At 50.1% G+C, this 23,647-nt stretch carries 10 protein-coding genes; all 10 read left to right on the top strand.

From position 1 onward, the window contains the following. Positions 1–17: 17 nt before the first annotated feature. The 10 genes from C3F13_06940 to C3F13_06895 all read left to right on the top strand — a co-directional run bounded on the left by C3F13_06940 (position 18) and on the right by C3F13_06895 (position 23,523). Positions 18–1,646, top strand: coding sequence for a hypothetical protein (locus C3F13_06940; GenBank protein PWB54483.1), 1,629 nt, complete (start codon positions 18–20; stop codon positions 1,644–1,646). A 461-nt stretch (positions 1,647–2,107) separates the two neighbouring features. Beyond that, positions 2,108–3,664, top strand: coding sequence for a hypothetical protein (locus C3F13_06935; protein ID PWB54482.1), 1,557 nt, complete (start codon positions 2,108–2,110; stop codon positions 3,662–3,664). Positions 3,665–3,957: 293 nt separating this feature from the next. Continuing rightward, on the top strand, positions 3,958–4,191 hold the full coding sequence (locus C3F13_06930; protein PWB54481.1) for a hypothetical protein: 234 nt from the start codon (positions 3,958–3,960) through the stop codon (positions 4,189–4,191). Between the two features lie 304 nt (positions 4,192–4,495). Continuing rightward, entirely contained in the window at positions 4,496–6,001 is a 1,506-nt protein-coding gene (locus C3F13_06925) for a hypothetical protein (protein ID PWB54480.1), read from the top strand. After that, positions 5,991–7,895, top strand: coding sequence for a hypothetical protein (locus tag C3F13_06920; protein ID PWB54479.1), 1,905 nt, complete (start codon positions 5,991–5,993; stop codon positions 7,893–7,895). The genes C3F13_06925 and C3F13_06920 overlap by 11 nt, the downstream gene beginning before the upstream one ends. After that, positions 7,888–8,856: a glycosyltransferase family 2 protein gene (locus tag C3F13_06915; protein ID PWB54478.1), complete on the top strand. Its 969-nt coding sequence runs from the start codon at positions 7,888–7,890 to the stop codon at positions 8,854–8,856. The genes C3F13_06920 and C3F13_06915 overlap by 8 nt, the downstream gene beginning before the upstream one ends. Continuing rightward, entirely contained in the window at positions 8,838–9,971 is a 1,134-nt protein-coding gene (locus tag C3F13_06910) for a hypothetical protein (protein PWB54477.1), read from the top strand. The genes C3F13_06915 and C3F13_06910 overlap by 19 nt, the downstream gene beginning before the upstream one ends. A gap of 47 nt (positions 9,972–10,018) precedes the next feature. Next, positions 10,019–11,461: a B12-binding domain-containing radical SAM protein gene (locus C3F13_06905; GenBank protein PWB54476.1), complete on the top strand. Its 1,443-nt coding sequence runs from the start codon at positions 10,019–10,021 to the stop codon at positions 11,459–11,461. 37 nt (positions 11,462–11,498) lie between these two features. Then, positions 11,499–13,106, top strand: coding sequence for a hypothetical protein (locus tag C3F13_06900; protein PWB54475.1), 1,608 nt, complete (start codon positions 11,499–11,501; stop codon positions 13,104–13,106). Positions 13,107–13,593: 487 nt separating this feature from the next. After that, positions 13,594–23,523 (top strand): hypothetical protein, encoded by a 9,930-nt coding sequence (locus tag C3F13_06895; protein ID PWB54474.1) that lies wholly within the window; start codon positions 13,594–13,596, stop codon positions 23,521–23,523. Positions 23,524–23,647 lie beyond the last annotated feature (124 nt).

Here is a 23,647-nt window from a genome sequence, read left to right as displayed (position 1 = left end):
AATTTAATGGAGATCGAATGCGAAAAAAAATACTTATCATAAATTTAATGATCGTGTTTCTTGGCTTCATTGTCATCTTGGGGGATACTACACATGATGGATCTGCAAACCAGCAAACGCAAATCACCAATGAACATAAAATAAATACTGCGTCCGAAAGCACACAATTTTATCTGCCATGTTTACAGAAAAAATTTTGTGTTCCTGATCCTGTTGATTCTCCATTCTCAATAAACATCTCTGCTCTACATCAAATTACCGCAACGAATATAATGGCTCAAAAGCAAGAGGAAACGGATTATTTCACCTGGTACAATCAGTCCTTTCCCACATTACTATCTGCCTTAAAAGACAGCGGTGCGGGATGGACAAGAGTGGTGATCAGATGGTTCGACATCGAACCAGATGCTCCGATTCCCGGACAACCCCCTGATTACAACACGAGCATGTGGCAGTGGTATGACAACCGCCTGGGTCAGATCTCCCAAGCGGGAGTAAAAATGATTGCGGTTATTAATGCTGCGCCTGGCTGGGCTGGTGACGGTAAAATTTGCCCAGCTATTTCACCTGTCCACCTGGAAGATTATCGACAATTTATCAGCGACCTGGTTAACAGGTACAGTGAAGCTCCTTACAACATCAAAACCTGGGAAATCTTCAATGAAGCAGATAATACCTGGGTTTCCCTCGCCGAACCTTTTGGTTGTTTTGGGAATGATCCGTATCTCTATTCAGATATCCTACAAATAAGCTACGAGACGATTAAGAGCATCGAACCTGATGCGACAATCCTGATGAGCGGGATTGCTTATGACTGGTTTACTGAGTATGATGGTCCTTTTTACCGAAATTTCCCAGATAAAGTTATACTTGATCTGATTAATGATAGTGGGAAAACGAACTTCTTTGATGCTTTTAATTTTCATTATTTTCCTGATTATTATGGTGAATGGGAACGCTGGAATGGACCACAACAGCCAACCTGTTCACCAAATCCAGAAGACACGGAAGGTTTGCCATTCCCTGCTGGTGGGATTGATCTGATCGCCAAGAAAAATTATTATAACAACCGCATGAGCACCTGTTATGGCGTGCAAAAACCCATGTGGCTAACTGAGCTCTCGGCCCACGGAGTTCCAGGCGATCAAGGCTCGCTTAGAAACCAGGCGTATTACGTTATAAAGGGCTATACCCGTGGCCTGTCAGCTGGCATAAAAAATATCACCTGGTACGCCCTGGCCGATAACAATGATGGCTTTGATCAAAGCCTGCTTTATCCGGATTTTTCTCCCAAGCCTGGATTCTTAACCTATAAAACTTTGATTGCACAGCTGACGAATTTTCAGTATGCACGAGCACTATCCATATCAGGTGGCGAGGCATATGTATTTCGGAATTCTTGTAACAGCGAGAAAATCATTGCATGGGGCAACAATGTTCCGTTGATCATTTCTCCAGCGGCTAAAATCGAAGTGACCGATTATCTTGGAGAACCTGCATTGATCGAGGATGGGATGCTAGGTGACGAAGATGGAATCAGAAACAATGCCATTCGCATAACTTTAGCACTCGATCCAATGTTGGACTCAACCGTGGTAAATGAACAGGTGCCCATCCCTGTATTTATTCGTGTGACCTCCCCGTAGATTTCCTCTACATTAACTCATTGGTGAGATTTAACAAATTCCCCGATACGGTTTTACTTAAATCAGTGGGCTGCTTACCCGCAGTTATTAACCAGGATAGTTATAGGAATAATTTCCATCTTCACGGATTCATGTAACGATAAGAGTACATCTATTTATGGATAATTTTCCTTTTAATATAATTCGAGGGTTGGAATTAGTTATAAGGTAAAGCGACGCTCCGATATTTTTAAGGACATGCCCATGATTTTTTGTTCTCCTTGCGCGATGAATTTAATCACAGTATAATCCGCCGAGCATTCACCGATGTGGCTGCTCGATTTGTATCATTAGAATTGTCGAGGACAATATTTTATACATATTAGTAATGACATTAAAATGGTTTCGATATACTTGAATTTTATCCTGCCAATATCGCAACAAATTTGATTGTTGGTATCTTTAATTTCTAGGAGCAAATAATGCACAGTAAGGTAAAGGGCTACATTTTATTGTCAAGCATTATCGTCATACTATCTGCCTTTGCGGTATTTCACCTAGCGGTGAAAGCCAATCCGCTGGATGGTGATACGGATAATCTGATATCAGAGACGCTTAATGTAAGAGTCAACACCTATTTACCCAGTTTAAACAGGAATGTCTGTTACAGCGAATACCAGGACTCGCCGTTCTCGATTGAAATTGCAGCCCTGCATCAATTAACCCCGACGAGTACAATGAGCCAGGATGACTATGAAGCGCAGTTTTATAGCTGGTATAACCAATCCTTCCCGACATTAATCGACGCTCTGAAGGACATTGGTGCTGAATGGACACGGGTAATGATCCGATGGCAGGATATCCAGCCTAATAATGCTCAGGAATGGATCTTCAGTGATTATGACAACCGTCTGGGACAGATCAGCGAGGCGGGGGTGAACATGATCGCAATCATCGACCAACCGCCGACCTGGGCAGGTGATCAAACAAGCTGCGAACGGTTTACGATAGCCCATGAAGCAGAGTATCTACAATTTCTAACCCAGGTTGTTACGAGGTATCGCAAGCCGCCTTACAATATCAAAACCTGGGAGATCTTCAATGAGCCAGATAATTGTTACGGAGGAGATTATTATCCACTTTATGTCGAATTCTTACAAAAAAGCTTCCAAAAAATAAAAGAAATCGACCCGAGTGCGACGGTCTTGATGGGTGGAATCGCGTATGATTGGTTTAAAGGTGAAGGAGACCCAAAAGCACCATTTGACCGCTATTTCCCCGACAATGTCATGCTTTTGGATGGGGGAGGCTACATGGATGCGTTTAATTTCCACTATTTCCCTGATTTTGCTCCTGAATGGGAACGCTGGAACATTCCACCCCGGCCGACCTGTTATGAAGACGGTATCTCATACACCGCTGGCGGAATTGATATTTTAGCCAAGAGGAACTACTTCAACAATCGGATGAACACCTGCTATCAGGTATACAAACCCATCTGGTTAACAGAGACAGGCCAGCACGGATATACTGGCGATGAGGGCTCACTGAGAAACCAGGCATATTATGTAATTAAAGGGTACACGCGCGGCCTTGCAGCCGGGATAAAGAACATCACCTGGTACGAATTAGCAGATAACCTGGATGGCTTCGGCCAGAGCCTGTTGTATCCTGATTTATCAATCAAGCCGGGATTCACCACCTACAAGACGATGGTAGAGGCCCTTAAGGGCTACCGCTACCTGCGGACGCTAGATATCTCCGGAGGCGAAGGATATGTGTTCAGCAATTCTTGCGGCCAGGAGAAAATCTTTGCTTGGGGCAGTGATGTCCCCATGATCATCCCCCAGGCGAAGATGGTAAAAATCACCGATTATCTCGGACAGGTGACTCAAATTTGGGATGGAGGACCGGGAGACGGTGACAATAAAACAAACGGCGCGATACAAATCCAGCTAGTGCAGGATGATATGGCGGGATCTACCCATGTGACGGGTCCGGTCCCAATCCCGGTGATCGTGTACGTAGCTTCGAAATAAAAGCATAATGGTGGACTACTTGAAACTTGGGAGAGCAACATCATTTAGCTAAGATACAGCGATAAGTACCCAGGTGGTAACCTACAACCGAATATCTTAATGGTAAATGAGTGACGGCCCTTAATGTTATAATTCTAGCTGCACCCGGATCTACATTGGGGTATAAAAATAGACCGCATCGATAATGCATTTACCAACCGTGTAAATGGAGGCAATTGAACTTTACCTGATGTGATTACTGCAGGTTTACTGCCAGCATTTCTCATGTGTCGCGTGGAAGCAATCACTCAGGTATGATCAAGAAAAATTTATCAATGGATATCCAGCTCATATACACCAACATGAAATTAGATCTGAGCAACAAACCGTCAGGTCTTCAGCTTGGGCTAAAGCGAGCTGGATTTATGTTCATCGCCACATCGCTGGTGGCTGCGATCAACTATTTTGTGCACTTTGCGGTGAGCCGGATGCTCGGCCCGACGGAATACGGCGCGTTTGCATCGCTGAACAGCTTTTATACACGCTGATCTATACACCGCTAGGCATTCTATATTTTAGAACTGATCCAAAACATGATTCAGCGAAGGAGCGCTGGTATCAGTCTGTAACCGACTTGAGTAAATATTCTTGGAAGATGGTTGCCCGAATATTTGAAACAAATACTGGCCCAATTGGCGATGATCGTTATGATTGATATGGCTGGGGTGAACCAAGATTATCAACACCATGAAGTAACCCGAGCGACGACCAAACACATCGTCAACTGATCATCGCTTCGCATTGTATCAAGGCAAAAGTTTTTGAGATAGATAGATTTCAGAATATCAGAAAATGCAACGAGATAACTATCGCGCTTCTTTGTTCGTCGGGCTAGGTTTCCTGGCTGCAACGCTGACTGGCTTTATGCGTCAGGTTTTTATTGCGCGTTTCCTCGGAGCGAGCCGAGTAGCTGATATTTATCTGGTGGCGTTTGCAGTCCCCGAGTTTTTTTTCATCGCCTTACCCATCATCATATCTCCGGCGTTTCTGCCCATATTTACCAAGATTCGTCAAGAAGAAGGTGAGGCGAAGGCGTGGCTGTTTGCGAAGAGGGTATTCCTGATCCTCGGTGTTGCGTTGTTCTTATTAACCATTCTTGCAGCATTACTAACCCCATTTTTCCTTAAATGGCTGTCGCCCGGTTTTTCTGCTGCAGAACAAGAACAAGCAATTTCCTTGTTCTACCCAATGTTGCCGGGCATTCTATTCATGGGTCTCGCCACTCTACTCGCAACTATTTTGCTGGTTTATCGACGATTCTTCCGCTCAGTGATCATCACTTCGGTATATAACCTGGTTTTCATCATCTCGCTGGGTTTCCTGCCTATTTCACAAGTTGAATTACGGGCCTCATGGGCAGTAACGATTGGCGCTGGGGCAGCTTTGCTTTGCCTTTTACCATTCTGGTGGACACAAACCCACACACACGTCATATCGACTACATCTGAGCTAAAAGCCCAAATTATACAGTGGGGTTACTTTACTTCTCAGCTCATTGTCGGATATGGCGTTCACCATGCCATTATATTTATCGATCGTGCGATGGCCACTTCACTTGGGACGGGTGGCGTGGCTGCACTAAGTTATTCCAATCAATTGACCCAGGTGATCATTACGTTGAGTGGTCTGGCGATATCAACTGCGCTGTTTCCAAGCCTGGCTGAGCAAGTGGCTGGTGGAGATTTTCAAACAGCTGGAAAGGAGCTCACTGGGGCTTTAATTCTGGTGTTTAAAATTGCCTTACCTGCATGTGCGGGTCTGGTCTTATTACGCACTCCTATCGTTCAAGTTCTTTTTGAGCATGGCGCTTTTGATGCACAAGCCACGAGCCTCGTGAGCGCACCAATTGTTTGGTATAGTCTGGCCGCACTCGCAGATTCCCTTTGTCAGCCTTTATGGCGGATTGTTTATATAAATCGTTCGGGATGGATGGTGGTTGGAATTAATGGCGTGCAAACCACAATTCGCGTAATCCTAAATTTGTTATTAACTCCCTGGTTAGGCTACATCGGCCTGGCGGTTTCAGCTGCTGTCGGTTTAGCGGTACAAGTAGTCGTCCTAGCATGGTGGACCAGGAGTACCTATGGCTTTAAACTTTCTATTCAAAATCGACGAGAAATTACTCGGACCATTCTCGCTGCATTCTTAGCCTTAAGTGTTTCTTTTCTGCTTTATAATGCTACGAAGTCTATCTCTTCGATATTAATTATCCTAATTTGCTCCATAACCGGAGCGCTGGTATATTTTCTAAGTTTATATTTATCACATAATTTTCGGAGAAGTTTTTATGGAAGCTGAGAAAATAACATCGACAAATAGTAAGCTAATTAACTGGTTAGAACTAATCATGGCAATTGGCTTATTTATTTTCTTAATTGGTTTACCATTCCAGCTGGTTATAAAATCCTTAATTCCAGGCCCTGTGGGTACGTATTGGAAAGAATTTCTATTAGGCGTTTTGCTTTTAATCTGGGCAATACTATCTTTATCGAAGCGCAAGCTCATGTTGAGTGGAACTGCCATGGATTTAGCCTTGTTGGTTTATATAGGCTATGTGATTGTGCTATTAATCGTCGATCGATTTGGATATCAAACCTGGTGGGGCTTTTATTCAGCAATTATGTATCTACCCATATTTTGGGTAGTACTGAGTGTTTTACGCAGATTTCCTGATTGGTTCGAAAAACTCATATGGTTGATCATTATTCTTGGATCAATCGTCGCATTTGGAGGGGTACTAGAATTTATACTCAACCGCTCTCTATGGCCTTCTAGCGAAATCATCCAACGACAGGGTTTTCCAGATGTTTTCATATACGGAACCCACCTAAGGCGAGTGTATTTTGTTTTTGATTCTCCAACCACCCTGGCGAATACATTAGCCCTGATTTTCCCGTTGTCCTTAGCGATGATCTACGCTTCAAAGAATATTACTCTCAAGATCCTGGCAGGTGCTGCGACCCTCATCATGATTACTTGTATTGGTTTAACCTTTAGTAGAGGGATCTGGGTGGCGTCTGCTGTCGGCTTGGTGGTAATTGGTCTGTTGGCAGGTATCTTCCAACAGAATAAAAAATTGACATTGAGTTTGGTTGGGCTGGTCATTTTTGGCCTGGTTGCTTGGGTCGTTATTACCTCACTACGGGCCAACCAATTACCCTCTGTACGCACTGGATTGGTTGAACTCACCTCAACACAATACCGGGATGCACCCGCGCTGGATGCCAATCAAAACATTCTACGAGTAAAACCCACTTATGGAAATTCGGAGCTTCAAACCTGGACGATTTTCGATCCCCTCCAAAACCAGAATGATCAGCGCACTGTCATAAACGAACCTGCAAATAATAGTGGTAAATCAGAGGTGATTTACCCAATCACAGTTCCTGATTCGGGGGCATTGAAACTGGCAATCGCACTTGACCCTCAAGTATGGTCACCAGAGAAAGGTGATGGAGTCGATTTTCAGGTGTACGTTACTCCTGTCGATACGCCAAATAATGGCCAATTCTTGCTAGACCGCTACATCAATCCAAAAATCAATCCAAGCGACCGGCGATGGAGAAATTACTTGTTGGATCTATCTCCGTGGTCTGGGAAAAAAGTCAATATTAGTTTGATAACTGGTTGTGGTCCAGCACAGAACTGTGATTACGACTGGTCAGGTTGGGCAGATGTGTCTGTCGTCAGCTTGCCTCAAGGGTACTTTAGCACCAAAATAGATTCAAATGAAAATATCATCCTCAAATACTTTCGCTCAATATCTGATTGGGCGCGTGATGAAACCAACTTAGATCGGTTAGCTGCCTGGAATCTTGCTTTTGATTCCTGGAGAAAATCACCTATCCTAGGTACCGGTCTGGGCTCGACTGGGTTTGCTGCATTGCGCTCGAATCCAACCTCTGCCTTCGTCACGGAGAGTCAAGTACTTAAAGTATTAACTGAGATGGGGCTTCCCGGGATTATTTTATGGGGTTTTGTCTGGTTTGCTATTGTAAAAATTGGTATTCAGACGTTTCCCCGTCCTCTAAGCTCAAGAAACAAAGCCATCCTGATTGGCATCCTTACCAGCCTTATAATTATTTTTATCGAAGGTTGGGTGTATCAAAATATGGAAGCCAAGCAAGTCAATGCTTTGTTTTGGACATTAACAGGGATGCTTGCATTTATCTCAACGACTAAGTATGAATGAAATCTCCGTATCTATCGTCGTCGTCAGTTGGAATTCACTCCCCTTCTTGAGGACATGCCTGGATTCTATACTTGGGCAAGTTTACCGACCAATTTCGGTTGTTGTGATCGATAATGCATCTGAAGATGGGACTCAAGAATGGATAACAAAAAATTACCCGGGGATTCTACTGAAGTGTTGCGATAAAAACCTGGGGTTTGCTTTTGCACTTAATGAGGGAATCCGGACTACTGATGCGCCATTCATCTTATCAGTGAACCCCGATGTTATCCTGCGACCTGATTGCTTGGGTCATTTAGTCAAGGTTATGCTTGAAGCGCCTAAAGTTGGGATCATAGCCCCCAAGCTCCTTCGTTCGGAAAATAACCAGGTGCTTGATTCTACCGGGCTATTTATCAACCGGTCCCGCTGTCCTTATGATCGTGGGCAGGGTGAGCTTGATCACGGGCAATATGACCAGAGCAGGAAGATCTTCGGTGCTTGCGGTGCCTTAGCTCTTTATCGAAGAGAAATGTTTGAGGAGCTGGCAGTTAACAACGAATACTTCGATGAAGATTTCTTTGCCTATTATGAAGATGCAGACCTGGCATGGCGAGCCCAATTGTGTGGTTGGCAGGCTATTTATGAACCTCTTGCTGTGGGTAGCCATGTGCGCGGGTGGGGCGATTCCCTTCGTAAACAGCGGAAGAAAAACCCTACAGGTCCTCGATTAGCCTTACGCAACCGGTATCTGATGTCTGTTAAGAATGATCGCGTTTCATCTTTTATTATTGACTTTCCAATAATTTTCGCTTCCGAGGTACCCAGGCTGCTTTATGCTGCCATATACATGCCTCCTGTTCTACTCGGGATTTTTGACTTTTTTAAACTATTTCAGAGAATGGTGCAAAAGAGGCGATACTTATGGGGTAAGGAAATGGTTAAGAAGTCAAATTTTCGGCCTTGGATAATGGAATTGTAGGGAATATCTTGAAGATCCTTCAGGTGTACTACGAACCCATGATTTCTGGGCAGACAACGCATGTTTTATCGCTTTCCAAGGAGCTTGTCTTGCGTGGGCATGATGTGACCGTTATCTTCCCAGATGCTATTCGAGAGGCACACAGAGAATTCAACGCTGCAGGAATTAAAGTTATAATACTCCCTATGGGGAAATTAATCTGGCCGATGCAATCCATGCGGGAATTCATGAGAGTAATTCAGCAAGAGAGATTTGAAATTATCCATGTACATAGCCAGGAGGCAGGGATCATTGCCCGATGGCTGTCAAAGGTAGGAAATGCTCCTAACATTTTTTACACACCGCAAACAATAGATATTCGACAAAGACGCTGGCACAAGCTATATATGATCTTTGAGCGGATGTTCGCTGGGATAACCACGCAGATATTTTCAGTCAGTCAGGTAGACGCTGCGCGCATGATTAGCTGGGGTATACCAGCTAAAAAGATCCAAGTTGTGCCAAATGGAATTGACCTGACGCAATTTGATAACTTGGAGGCACGTGATACGATATGTGGTCGATTGAGCTTAAGAACAAATCGCCCAGTGATTCTTCAAATCGGTAGGCTCAGTCCTCAAAAGGACCCGCTAATGTTTCTAAAAGGAGCTGGTCTTATTGTTTCAGGTAATTCAGAAGTGCAACTGGTCTGGATTGGAGAAGGTCCTCTATATGACCATGTAAAAACCGAGGTAGCGTCTTTACAGCTACAAGAGAATATATTCTTCTTGGGGCGAATTGAAAAAGCATATCGGTATATACCTGCTGCAGACGTAGTGACCTCTACCTCCCGCTGGGAAGGCTTGCCTTACTCAATTCTTGAAGCGATGGCTTGCTCAAAACCGGTAGTATCAACAGCTGTGAATGGCTGCGCAGAGGCTGTAATTGATGGTTCCACTGGTTATTTAGTCGATGCAGGTGATGTAAATGGTTGGGCAGAATCGGTTCTTCGACTGATAGCTCATCCTGATCAAGCCAAGTCAATGGGAAATTCGGGCAGGAAATTATTAGAAGAGCAATTTACGCTATCCAGGATGGTTACCCAAATTGAACAAACTTATACTGATTATCTCTAGGATCGAAACATAGGACTCAGGGGTTTAATGTGACCGGAGTTACTGGTATGAACATATATATACTTAATCCACCATTTCATCATAGATTTTCTCGCTCGCAGCGTAGTCCGGCGGTGATTAAATCCGGCGTGATTTATTATCCAATTTGGCTGGCATATGCAACCGCAGTCCTGGAAAAGGCAGGATTTACTGTCCGCCTGGTTGATGCCCCTGCGCGGGGATTTGATTTAGAAGACATTATTCATCAAATTGATGAATTCAAGCCAAGAGTAATTGTCTTAGATACAAGCACACCAAGTATTGAGAACGATATAGGGGTGGCAGAAGCAATCCACAACAGGTATCCTAAAGCATATATCGTAATGGTTGGTCCTCATGTCACCGCATTACCTGAGGAGGTGCTTAATTCCAGCTCGGCAGTCAATATCGTTGCCAGGGGTGAATATGATTATACATTGCGAGATCTTGCAATCCAATTGGATGGCAATGATGATCTCAGTTCCATTGATGGTATCAGTTACCGGAACAACGACGGATCCGTAGTCCATAATCCTCAACGAGAGTACATCAAAGAACTTGATGAGATCCCTTTTGTGAGCAGTGTATACAAACGACATTTGCATGTAGAAGACTATTTCTACTCGATCACGCGATATCCGGAAGTAGCGATACTCACCGGCAGGGGATGCCCTTATCAGTGTTCATATTGCTTATGGCCTCAAACCCTTACCGGTCATGGTTACCGCAAACGGAGCATTACCAATGTAGCGGATGAATTTGATTACATATCCCAGGAGCTTCCCCAAGTAAAGGAAGTATTTTTGGAAGACGATACATTGACAGTCGATCAGAAAAGATCTATTTCCCTGTCACAGGAATTAATCCGGCGTGGAAATCGATTACCGTTCACCGCCAATTCCCGAGCCGATGTAAGTTACGAAACCCTTAAGAACCTGAAAGAGGCTGGCCTCAGATTGGTGTGTGTTGGCTTTGAGAGCGGTGATGAATCGATATTAGATAACATTCATAAAAATATAAAAGTGGATCAGTTTTATCAATTCTGTGCATCGGCAAAGAAAGCAGGCGTTCGGGTGCATGGATGCTTCATGGCCGGGAATCCAGGAGAGACACGGCAGAGCCTGGATAAAACACTTCAGTTAGCAAAGCAGCTTAACCCAGATACGGCTCAATTTCTTCCAATCATGGTTTATCCAGGTACAGAAGCTTATGATTGGGCGAATGCAAATGGACTTCTAGATACGAACCATTTTCAAGATTGGCTGACTACAGATGGTCTTCACAAAAGTATTGTTTCACATCCAGGTTTATCTTCGGAAGACATAGTAAAATGGTGTGATGATGCTCGACGATCATTTTATCTTCGCCCAAAATATCTATTAGACAAGTTTTTGGAAATAATATATCATCCAGGTGAAAGGTATAGGATAATCAAATCAGCCCATAGTCTATTTCATTATATATTTCGGTAGGCTTTACGCAAGTAAGGAACAACGGAGAATACGAACGATGGGGTTAAACTTTCCCAAGATTTCAGTCATTGTACCTGCATATAACTCACAGAATACGATTTCATCTTGTTTGAGTGGACTTCTAGACCAAACAAATCTAGATGATTCCTATGAGATTATTGTTGTCGATGACGGATCTAAAGATAAAACCAAGGAAATTATCGAATCCTATCCCGGTGTCCGCTACCTCCAAATCACACATGGAGGTCCTTCAGCCGCAAGGAATGCGGGTGCGAATGTGGCAGCAGGGGAGATCCTGGCTTTCACTGACGCTGATTGTATCCCCTCTCAAGAATGGCTTTCCCAGCTGATACTACCTTTCCAGGACCCCGAGATTGTTGGCGTAAAAGGAGCTTACCGTACTCATCAATCTAGTATCGTCTCACGCTTTGTTCAACTAGAGTATGAATCAAAGTATCTACGCCTGCAAAGACAGAAATACATTGATTTTGTTGACACTCATTCTGCTGCTTATCGTAAAGATATCTTCATAGAAAATGGTGGATTTGATACAAATTTTAAAGTTGCCTCAGTTGAAGATCAAGAATTTTCGTTTCGCCTTGCCCGAAAGGGTTATCGAATGGTATTCAAACCATCTGCAATCGTATATCATCAACATGATAAGAATCTGCAGGAGTATTACCATCGCAAGTTTAATATCGGCTTCTGGAAAGCGTACATGTTACGCTGGCTACCTGAAAAGGGTATAAAAGACTCTCACACTCCACCTTCTGAGCGATGGCAAATTGCATTTTTAGGGATAGCATTACTTTTGCTCTTGCCTTCTGTACTTTGGCCAAATTTGTTATGGGTTAGCGCTGTATCAATGGTTTTATTATTTCTTACAACCATGCCATTTTTATCCTTCTTGTACCATCGAGATAAAAGCTTGCTCTTTCCGGGGATTATTCTCCTGATTATTCGTTCCACCGCTCTTGGCGCTGGTTTAATATCCGGTTTTATTTTTTCACCTGCCAGTATTACCGAAAATAAAACTTTATCGATTACCCAATGGATCATCAAACGTAGCCTTGATATATTGATATCTTTGCTTGGTATGATTTTGTTCATCCTACTATTCCCTTTCGTAGCAATCGCCATAAAAATTGATAGCCATGGCCCCGTATTATTTTTCCAAGAAAGGGCGGGAGAAAATGGGAAACCATTTACGTTAATAAAATTCCGTACGATGGTCAATGGTGCGGAAAAAATGTTAACGAAACATTTAAATCCTTACGACTTGAAAGAACCTGTATATAAAATTCCAAATGATCCAAGAGCAACCCGGGTTGGTAAATTCTTACGGCGATGGAGTCTGGATGAAATTCCCCAATTTTGGAATGTTTTGCGAGGCGATATGAGCCTTGTTGGCCCGCGTCCAGAAGAGACATGGCTGGTTGCTATGTATAACGATGAACAACGTCAGCGCCTGATCATCAAACCCGGTTTAACCGGTCCGATGCAAATCTCAGGTCGAGGTGAACTCACCTTATCTGCGAGAATACAACTCGAACTTGAATACATACAGAATTACTCTCTTAGAAAAGATTTCGTAATAATATATAAATCTATCCCTGCAGTAATTCGGGGTAATGGCGCTTCCTGAAGGAAATTTCGAGAGGGTTCTCTTTTTTTATTTTATAGGGTGGAGAAATCATAATACGTTAGTTTTCGCAGGAAATTTCTCTATTTTCCTTGTTGACTCTTAACTAATTATCTTTATAATTATTAACTAGGAATATGAGTTTTCCAATTAATAAACATTTCTAAATAACCGAAATCCGAGAGGCATCGTCAGTTCGCATTTTACTGGTGGGTCTCAGGCGCTTCAGGGGAGCGAGCTGGGTCAACAGAAAAATTCGGCTTATTTGGTTTTCCCCTAAATTATTCTTATCCCGACAAAACAATAGCTGTTCGCTTCCTTTTACAAGTGCCTTTAGACGGTAGTGTGAGTGAGGATATCAGCATCCATGCACAATCTTGTTTTTATGTTTTAAAAAGGAGGTGCGAATAATACACACGTAAATCCTAATGTTCTGACCATAGGAAATTCATTGTTTTCTGGTTTTTATCATGATACTGAGGAGAATCGTATGAAAAACCATGCAAAGCATCGTATATTATCAATCACCCTGATCCTTGCCTTCCTATTTTTCCTGTTTCCTGCTGCAGCGTTGGCAGATAGTGATTTTTCATCGCTGCACTTCAAAAACGATATCTTCTCCCCCGGCAAATCTTTAGATACACAAACGGGGGGATTGGTCAATGTCGAACAAGCCGTGATTGAACAAATGGAGACAAAAGGCAGCGCGGGGTATATGATCTATTTCCGCAGCCAGTCCAGCCTTGCAGCAGCAGAGCAAATGGACTGGATCGATCGCGGCCGTTTTGTCGTCCAACAGCTGCAATTCGTGGCTGAGAGCTCGCAGATGAACGTGCGAGCTTACCTGGATAGCATGGGTATCAGCTACCAGAGCTTCTGGATCGACAATATCATCATCGTCGACCAGTCAGACACAACGGTGCTCAACAGCATCACGAGCTTTCCTGAAGTGAGCGCGATCCGTGAACGCCGGACTGAAATGCTTATCGAGCCCACGGAAAAGGACCCCTTCAACACGGTTGATGGGATCTTGAGCATTGAGCCGAACATCGCCCATGTACAGGCACCTGATGCCTGGGCCTTGGGCATCAACGGGGCGGGCAGCGTGGTGTCGAGTATCGATACAGGCGTACGCTACACTCACCAGGCCCTGGTGGGAAAATACCGCGGCAACCTGGGCGGTGGCAGCTTCAACCACAACTACAACTGGTGGGACCCGTACGGCGACCACCCGACTGCCCCTGCCGATGACAACGGCCACGGCTCGCACACCATGGGCACCACGGTCGGCGATGATGGCGGAAGCAACCAGATCGGCATGGCGCCCGGTGCCAAATGGATGGCTTGCCGGGGCTGCAACACCAGCAGCTGTACCGATGCGGCACTGCTTGAATGCGCCCAATTCATTGCAGCCCCATGGGATCTGAACCAGGCCAATCCAAACCCTGACATGCGCCCCAATGTGGTCAACAACTCTTGGGGAGACTGCAGCCAGAGTTACGACCCTTGGTTCCGCGGCGTCGTTGATAGCTGGCGCGCCGCAGGTATTTACCCTGTCTTTTCCAATGGCAACAGCACAAACTGCGGCTATACATCCCCGCCACCCTGCGGCACGGTCGGCAACCCGGCGCGGTATGGCAATGTGTCAGGCGTCGGAGCTACGGGGCAATCAAACGGGGCCTACGCCACCTTCTCCAACCGCGGCCCAACTGATAACGTGGATACAGAGAATGGCGGTGACTTCCCCACCATCAAGCCTCAGGTGGCTGCCCCTGGAAGCAACATCCGTTCTTCGGTGAACACGAGTGACACCGCGTATGAAGGTGGCTGGAGCGGCACCTCGATGGCCGCACCGCATGTCACGGGCCTGACTGCCTTGATCTTCCAGGCAGGACCCTGCCTGGTAGGCAATTTCACCGCGGTCGAGAACATCATCCAGCAGTCTGCCGCTATAGCAAGCGGCGTGCCTGGCACATGCTCGGGTGAAGGTCCCGGGCAAGTACCCAACCAGTCCACCGGCTGGGGCGAGATCCGTGCCCTGGCGGCGGTGCAGCTGGCCTTGACCTCCTGCGGTCCAATGGGGACGCTCGAGGGCACGGTGACAGCTGCAGGCAGTGGTACCCCAATTGCCAATGCAATGGTCCAGGCAGTCGGCACCGAGCGCACCTTTGAAACCAGAACCGACGCAGCAGGGCAGTACTCCATGAGCCTGCCTGTAGGTACTTACACCATCAACGTCTCGGCGTATAGCTTCCTACCAGCGAGCATCCCGGGTGTTGTGATCCAGGAAAACCTGACTACAACCCTCAACGTAGCTCTTGACCCGGCACCCAGCTACACGGTCTCCGGTAAGGTCTGGGATCCAGCAGCCGGTTGGGGATTATATGCCAAGATCACCATCGGCGGCTACCCTGGGGTACCCATCTGGACTGACCCAGCCACCGGCAACTACAGCATCTCACTTGTTGCGGGACAGAACTACACCTTTAACGCGGAAGTATTCAGCGCAGGTTACCTGCCTACGGCACTCGATACCGGTGTGCTGGCAGGAGACCTGGTGCTCGACATCCCCGTGCTGGCAGATAACGACAACTGCGTGGCACCCGGCTACGTACTGGACGTTACAGGTGTGTACGAGACTTTCGAAAGTGCCACCTTCCCGCCCGCAGGCTGGACTGTGACGCAAAGCGGCGGCAACTGCACCTGGGTGGGCAATGACCCTGGTGTGCGCGGCAACCTGACCGGTGGAACAGGTCAGTTCGCCATCGCCGACTCCGATAATTGCGGTAGCGGTACGACGATGGATACGACCTTGACCTCCCCGGTCATGGATGTATCCACGCTGGTTAATGTCAACCTCTCCTATAACTACGATTACAACAACCTGGTCTCGACCGAGTCGGCAGACCTGGATGTGAGCGCGGATGGCGGCGCAACCTGGACCAATGTCCATCATTGGAACACCGACATGCGCGGGCCGAACACCTTCACCCAGGACCTGACTTCCCTGCTGGGCGGCTCGACCCAGGCCCAGCTCCGCTACCACTACATCGCTCCCGGATGGGACTGGTGGTGGGAGGTCGACAACGTCTTCGTGGGCGAGAAGGTTTGCCACCCGATCGGGGGAGGTGGTTTGGTGGTTGGCCGCGTGGCCGATGCCAATGACAACCATGCCCTGGTCGGTGCCAAGGTGACCGGTGATATTAGTGGCGAAGCCACTGCGGCTGCCACGGCTGACCCGGCTATGGGCAACTTCTATGCCCTGTTCCAATCAGCTGGCAGCCATACGCTGACCGCTACGATGCAGAAATATAGCCCGGCGATAGCTTCGGTGAGCGTCCCGACAGGCAGCACCATCCGCCAGGACTTCGCCCTGCAGACCGGGCACCTGACATATACGCCGGCCTCCATCAGTGAGACGCTCCCAGCGGGTAGCACCACAACCGTCCAGGTAACCGTCAATAACATCGGTGGTGGTGCTGCTTCGTTCGAGCTGCTCGAGCTGGACAAGGGTTCGGTGCCTTTCGGACCAATTGAAGATTCCCCGGCGCTTCTCGAAGCCAGCCAGCAGAACTCGGCCAACGCCGTAGATCTGGGTCTCCCCGCAGCACCTGAGATGGAACCCATGGCGGCAGGCGATATCCTCCAGAGCTGGCCTACCGGCATGGCGACCCCATGGGGCATCGCCTTCGACGGCCAAGATGGGACGGTCTGGATCGGTGACGGCTGGGGCACGCTGGACGCCGTCAAGGAGTATGCCCCTGACGGGACAGCTACCGGACGACAGTGGTCCTATAACTGGCCGACGACCAACGGCCCGGCTGACATGACCTACAACTGGAACACCGGCATGCTGTGGACGATGAACGTCAACACCGGCGTATCCAACTGTATCTATGAGATCGACCCGAACAGCGGCCCCACGGGCAACACGATCTGCCCGGGAGGCGGGACAGGTTTCAGCACCTCACAGAGAGGCCTGGCTTATGATCCCACTACCGACACGTATTATGCCGGCAACTGGACCGATCTGACTATTCATCATTTCGATTCAACTGGAACAATCCTATCCAGTGTCAACGTGGGCATCTCCATAGCTGGTCTGGCTTACAACCCGGAAACAGAGCACTTGTTTGTGGTCGATAGCGCCACGACCAGTAAGGTCTACGTGTTGGATGCGGTCAATAACTATGCACCGCTTGGCCAGTTCACCATCGCAGGCTTTGGAAGCGGTGGTGCAGGCATGGAACTCGACTGTGAAGGCAACCTGTGGCTGGCCAGCCAGAGCGATGATAAAGCCTACCAGGTCCAGTCAGGTGAGACTGCCAACCTGTGTGCTGGCGCAGACGTGCCCTGGTTAAGCGAAGCTCCAACGACTGCAACCGTCCCAGCGGGCGGGAGCGTGACGGTGGACGTCACCCTGGACAGCACATTGGTGGCACCTGGAGTGTATAATGCCCAGCTCAAGTTCTTGCATGATACACCCTATGACGTGCCCAACATGCCGGTGCAGATGACCGCCAGCATCCCGCCCACTATGGGCAAGCTGGCTGGCCATATCACGACCAACGGCTACTGCGATTCGAACCCGGCCGCCTTACCGAATCTACCTGTGACGGTCAACAGCGCTGCATTCACTGAGCCGCTGGTGCTGAGCACCGACGAAAACGGTTACTACTACGTCTGGCTTGACCAATCAACCAGTCCATTGACCGTAGATGTCGATGCGGGTGCTGACTACGCCACTGGCAGCGCAACCGGCGTGATCTTGAATGGTGGGCAGACGACCATCCAGGACTTCACCCTGCGCTACTTGCAGCCGTGCCTCAACGCAGCACCTCCCAGCATCCTGACAGAGATACCCTTGGGTACCAGCACAACCAAACCACTAACGCTGTGGAACCTGGGTGGCGCGGAAGCTGTCTTTAACTTCGTTAACACGGCCACTGGTTACACAGCACCCGCTGGAGGGCCGCAAGGTGGACCGACTAACCTGGTCACCATCGGTGACGTGGGTTTCAGTCTCAATCCTAATCCGCCCACCAAGAGCACCGATCCGAACGCAGGCTATGCGCATAAGGTCAACGCAGGCAGTACCACCATCACGCAATCCAACAGCCAGACGATCACATCCGGCAACTCGGTATCGTGCAATAATGGCGTTGCTCACACAGATAACCATTACCTGCGGGTGTTTGACTTGCCCACCTTCGGCATCAACGGCGACTTCGCCATCACCAATGTGTCGTTCGGCATCGAGACATCCGCTCCTGCTGGCGCGACCCAACCGGTTGAGGTACGCCTGTTCACCCTGAACGGTGCGTTCCAGTTTGCCAACCTGACCCCCATCGGCAGCGCGACCGCAGCCGTGGCAAGCCAGACATTGACGATTCTCGATGTGCCGGTGACAGGTACCGCCCCAGCGGGTTCATTACTGGTGGTGGACATCTTCACCCCCAACGGCCAGGCAGCCGGCAACTTATTCTTCATCGGTTCGAATGGCCTGGGTGAGACCGGCCCCAGCTACCTGGCAGCCGCAGACTGCGGCGTGACTGAGCCTGCGACTGTAGCCTCCCTGGGCTTCCCCGAGATGATGATCGTGATGAACGTCACGGGGATGGCTGGGGGTGGTATGGGCGGCCCGGCAACCTGGCTGAGTGAAGTGCCTGCTGAAGGCACAGTTCCTTCCGATGGTATGCAGCCCGTAGTGGTGACCTTCGACGCCAACATGGTGAACAAGCCTGGCACGTATAAGGCCTCGGCTACTGTGAACAGCAACGACCCACAGAACCAGGCGATCGACGTGCAGACCACCATGGTGGTTACCGCCCCAGCCAACTGGGGTATCCTAAAGGGCACCATCAGCAGCCTGGGTTACTGCGATGCAAACCCCGCCCCGTTGAGCGAAGCAACCCTACTCGTCACCGGAGCGAACGGGATGACCCGCACGATGACGACCGGGGCTAACGGCACTTACGAGTTCTGGCTACCTGACTATGGCAGCCCGTATACAATACTTGCGACTGAAGCCGATCATCTACCGGCAAGTGCCAGTGGCATCGTCGTGACCGGCCTGGGCACCACCACGCAGGACCTGAGCCTGCGCTGGATGGAGCCCTGCGTCACCGAGACACCCAGCCCCTTGAGCGCCACGGTGGAGTGGCAGCAATCCGCCACCTTACAGATGACCCTGGCGAACACAGGCGCAGCAGCCACACCCTGGAAGATCACCGAGATGTCCGGGACGTTCGTCCCCATGGGTGTTACGGGCAACCAGATCCTGATCGTCAACGATGGCGGCAGTAACGCCAACCCGACCAACGCTTTCAAGACGGCCATGGATAACCTGGGTTACACCTCTGACGTGGTCAGCTCGTCGTCCAGCACAGGTATCCCTGCCAACCCGTTGGATTACCTGGCGGTGCTCTACGCTGGAGTGCCAAGCACGGGTGCCGAGCAGAACCAGCTGGTTGCCTACCTGGATGCAGGTGGGCGCCTGGTGATTGCTGACAACGACTTTGGCTACAGCGACAAGACCACAATTCTATACCAGACCTACTTCCAAGCGACCTATGTCGCAGACTCCGGCTCGGATGGCGTGATCCACGGCGTGGACATCGAGGCTGGAACAGACGCAGATATCAGCAGCGACCCTTACCCCGATAGCTTCAAAATCGGCCCGGATGCCGTGGGTATCTTTGCCAACACCGCACCGAAGGTAGATTGGGCGGGCATGCGCATCGCTCGCAACGCCTACAAAGCGGTCTACTTCGCCTGGGACTATCACTATGCAGGCGGCAGCGCAGTAGGTGACGCGATCGAGACCGAGATCATGAGCAAGGTCATGCCATGGCTGACCGCCGCGGACGTTGACTGGCTCAGCGCAACACCCGACCAGGGCAACTTGGATGCCAACACCGGGTCGCAGGTCGTCCAGGTCACGCTCAACGGTGCAGCACCCAGTGTGCTGCAGCCGGGCACCTACACCGCCCAGCTGAAGATCGAGAGCGAAGACCCGCAGAACGACATCATCCTGGTGCCAGTGAGCATGGTGGTGAACCCCTCGCCGACGTATGGCAAGCTGTGGGGCACGGTACGCACTTTAGGTGCCTGTGACCTCAATCCAGCCCCGCTGGAAGGTGCCATGGTGCAGATCGTGGTGGATGCTCTACCAGTCATCGAGGTCGAAACCGATGCGAACGGCTATTTCCAGTATTGGGTTACTGCCGAGTATGTGACACTCGGTGTGAATGTATCTGCGTCTGGCCATTTGGGAGAGTCTCGAGCGATCTTCTTCTGGCCTGGAGCGGACCCGCGTAACCAACAGGACTTCGACCTGCACTGGCTGCAGCCTTGTGGCGCACTTACGCCCACCTCACTGGAAGCCACAGTTGAGCTCGGACAGAGTGCGACACTACCGGCTGAGATCACCAACACCGGCTGGGCTGCGCTCAACTTCAGCCTGCGTGGTCAAACCACCGGCTTTATCCCCATGGGTGGCACGCAAGCAGGCGAAGACGTCCTGCTGGTCGACAGCAACTCGACGGCCACGGATGCGTTAGCCGCTTCACTGACCCGCCTGGGCTACACCTACAACCGGGTATCATACTCCGCGCTGCCGCCTGTGGGGACGTGGACTGATTATGCCGCGGTGGTGTGGTCTGGCAGTCCGAGCGGAAGCACCAACACAGGGTATATCAAGACCTACCTGGATAATGGTGGCAGCTTCCTGATCGCCTACAACGACCTCGGTTACTTCTACGGCTCCGACCTGTTGTACACCGACTATCTCGAAGCTAGTTACACGGGTGTTGACGCAGGGTCGGATGGCTGGATCACTGGTGCAGACATCATGGCTGGTTTGCACATGGATATCAGCGCAGATCCATACCCCGACAGCTTCACCATCACCGGTGCGAATGCGGTAGCCATCTTCACCAACGACGCACCGAAGACCGATCTCTCCGGCCTACGCATTGAGAAGAACGCCTACAAAGGGATCTACTTCGCCTGGAACTTCAACTACACCGGCACCACCGATGCGGATAAAGACGCCGTGCTGGGCAGGGCGATGGGTTACCTGGCGGGTGCAGCCACGTGGATCGTGCCCGTACCGAGCGCCGGCACAGTGCCCGACCATGCAAACCAGGCAGTGGACGTCACCCTCACATCAGCTGTGCCTGAGATCAGCCAGCCGGGCACCTACCAGGGTCAGCTCAAGATGAGCAACAACACGCCTGGCAATGGGATGAACTCCATTCCGGTGACGATGACGGTCAATGCACCAGCGACCTGGGGTAAGCTGCAAGGCACAGTCAGTGGCCTGGGCTACTGTGATAGTGATCCAGCCCCGCTGACAGACGCCCTGGTGACCGTCACCACGGCAGGTGGGGCGTTTGTTGAGCTGACTACCGACGCCAACGGCTACTACTCCTACTGGTTCGACGAAGCAGCCAGCCCGGTGAGCATTGCTGTGAGTGCAGCTGACCATCAGGAAGGCAGCGCCACAGCGACCATCGTGGGCGGGCAGACCACCACGCAGGACTTCGGCCTGCGCTGGCTGAAGCCATGCAGCTCGGTCGATCCAACCTCCTTCAATGTCACCGTCCCGTTGTATGACACCCTGGACGAAGGGTTGACGCTCTTCAACCACGGCGCAGCTGCTACGGAATGGGAGATCGTAGCCATCCCGCACAACGAGTTCGCCCTGCCGATCAGCACGCCTCCGGTGGCCGGTGCTTCGCACAATGGTGCCGAACTGATGGCGGTCAAGGCGCTCGGCGAACCGAACCCGATCAAGGCGGGAGACTATACTCCGCAGGGTCCGATCCAATTCACATTGGATGATGGCTCAGCCGAGAACTCGATCGGCGTCACCGACGGTGTATCATCCTACCAGTTCATCTGGATGAACCGCTTCACCCCCAATGCGGCAGACTTCCCCTTCAACCTGGATGATATCTCGATCCTGTGGCCTGCAGGCCAGGTGTCGGTGGGTCTCCCGATTGAGTTGGTGGTCTACCAGGACGCGGACGGCGACGGTGACCCGAGCAATGCCGAGCTAATGGCGAACTTTGACGCAACCATCCAATACGCTAATGGCACAACCTGGGACGTCTACACCCTGGCTGACCCGCTCATACTGGGCGGCCCGGGAGATATCTTGATCGGTGTCATCAACCGCTGGGTTACCAGCGCAGTGACCCCCGCCCAGTGGCCTGCCAATATCGACCAGACAGCCAGCCAGGGCCGCTCGTGGATCGGTTGGTGGAATACTGACCCACCCGCACCACCAGCCTTACCGCCCGATAACACCTGGGGCACGATCGACTCACTAGGTTTCGCGGGTAACTGGATGATCCGCGCCAGCGGCACCACGGCATCCGGCGTAGCCTGGCTGAGCGTTGATCCGGCCTCTGGCAACCTGGCTGCTGACAGCCAGCAGGCTGTCATCGTACACTTCAATGCCGCAGCAGAAGGTATCGTCACTGGCGTGTATGAGGCCACCTTGAGGTATAACACCTCCGACCCGGTCCACCCAACCGTTTCTATCCCGGTCACCATGACCGTTGGAGACCTGCTCAGCCTCACCAAGACAGCCCTCGACCCGGCCTACTTCATGCCTGGCGAGACACTGCACTACTCTATGGTGGCGACGAACGAAGGCAACCGCGCGTTGACCGGCGTTTCGATTAGCGATCCGATGCTAGGCGCACTCACCTGCACGCAACCCGTCGACCTGCAACCTGGCCAGTCGCTGACCTGCACGGGCAACTATACGACCCAGGCCTCTGACGTCAAAGCTGACTTCACGGGTGCGGTGGTGAACACGGCCACAGCTGATGCTCTGAGCGGAACCAACCCCGTCTCTGCAACAGCCTCGGCCAGTGTGCCACAGACGACAACCCGCTTCGAGCCGACCTCGATGACCTGTGCGCAGTTCGCCGCTTCAGGCAACAAGGCAGGCCTGACGGAGCTCACCTACACGGTTAAGAAAGGCAAGATCAACGCGGTCACCCCCGGGACGATGACATTCTACGAGAAGTTCACCGCAACCGAGGCGGATTTCCCCTTGGTGATCGGCCAGTCGAACACCGGTGTGTGGGTGCCGTTAGCGCTTCCCAAGGGCACTGCAGTTACCCTGTATAACGCGAACTGCACCAAGTCGAGCGCGCTGGGTTCGGTGAGCTACAACCCGGCCAACGGTGCGCTCACGATCAACGTGATCGGGGCAGCACCCGACGCAACCTACTACGTGGCGGTGAAGTACAATCCAAACAGCCTGGTTGGAACACCTATTACCACTCCCAACCCGACTGTCACCTACAATTTCGTGACCAGTGCCGACGGAGTACATCTACCGACAGGCGTGGTCAACTTGATGGTGAAACCGAAAGTAATCACCACCGTATCACGCTAGTCCAGTATTGAAACCTGGGGAGCCTGGATGGCTCCCCAGGTAATTTTAATCGGTAAATCTTACGGAAGTGAAATTACAGTAGACCCAAGGAATAAGTCACCGGTCACCTACGGTGGCGTGATAA

This window comes from Anaerolineales bacterium (assembly GCA_003105035.1).
Taxonomy (GTDB): Bacteria; Chloroflexota; Anaerolineae; order Anaerolineales; family UBA4823; genus FEB-25.
Note: the sequence above shows the minus strand (reverse complement) of the source record. Positions and strands in the feature narration are given on the sequence as shown.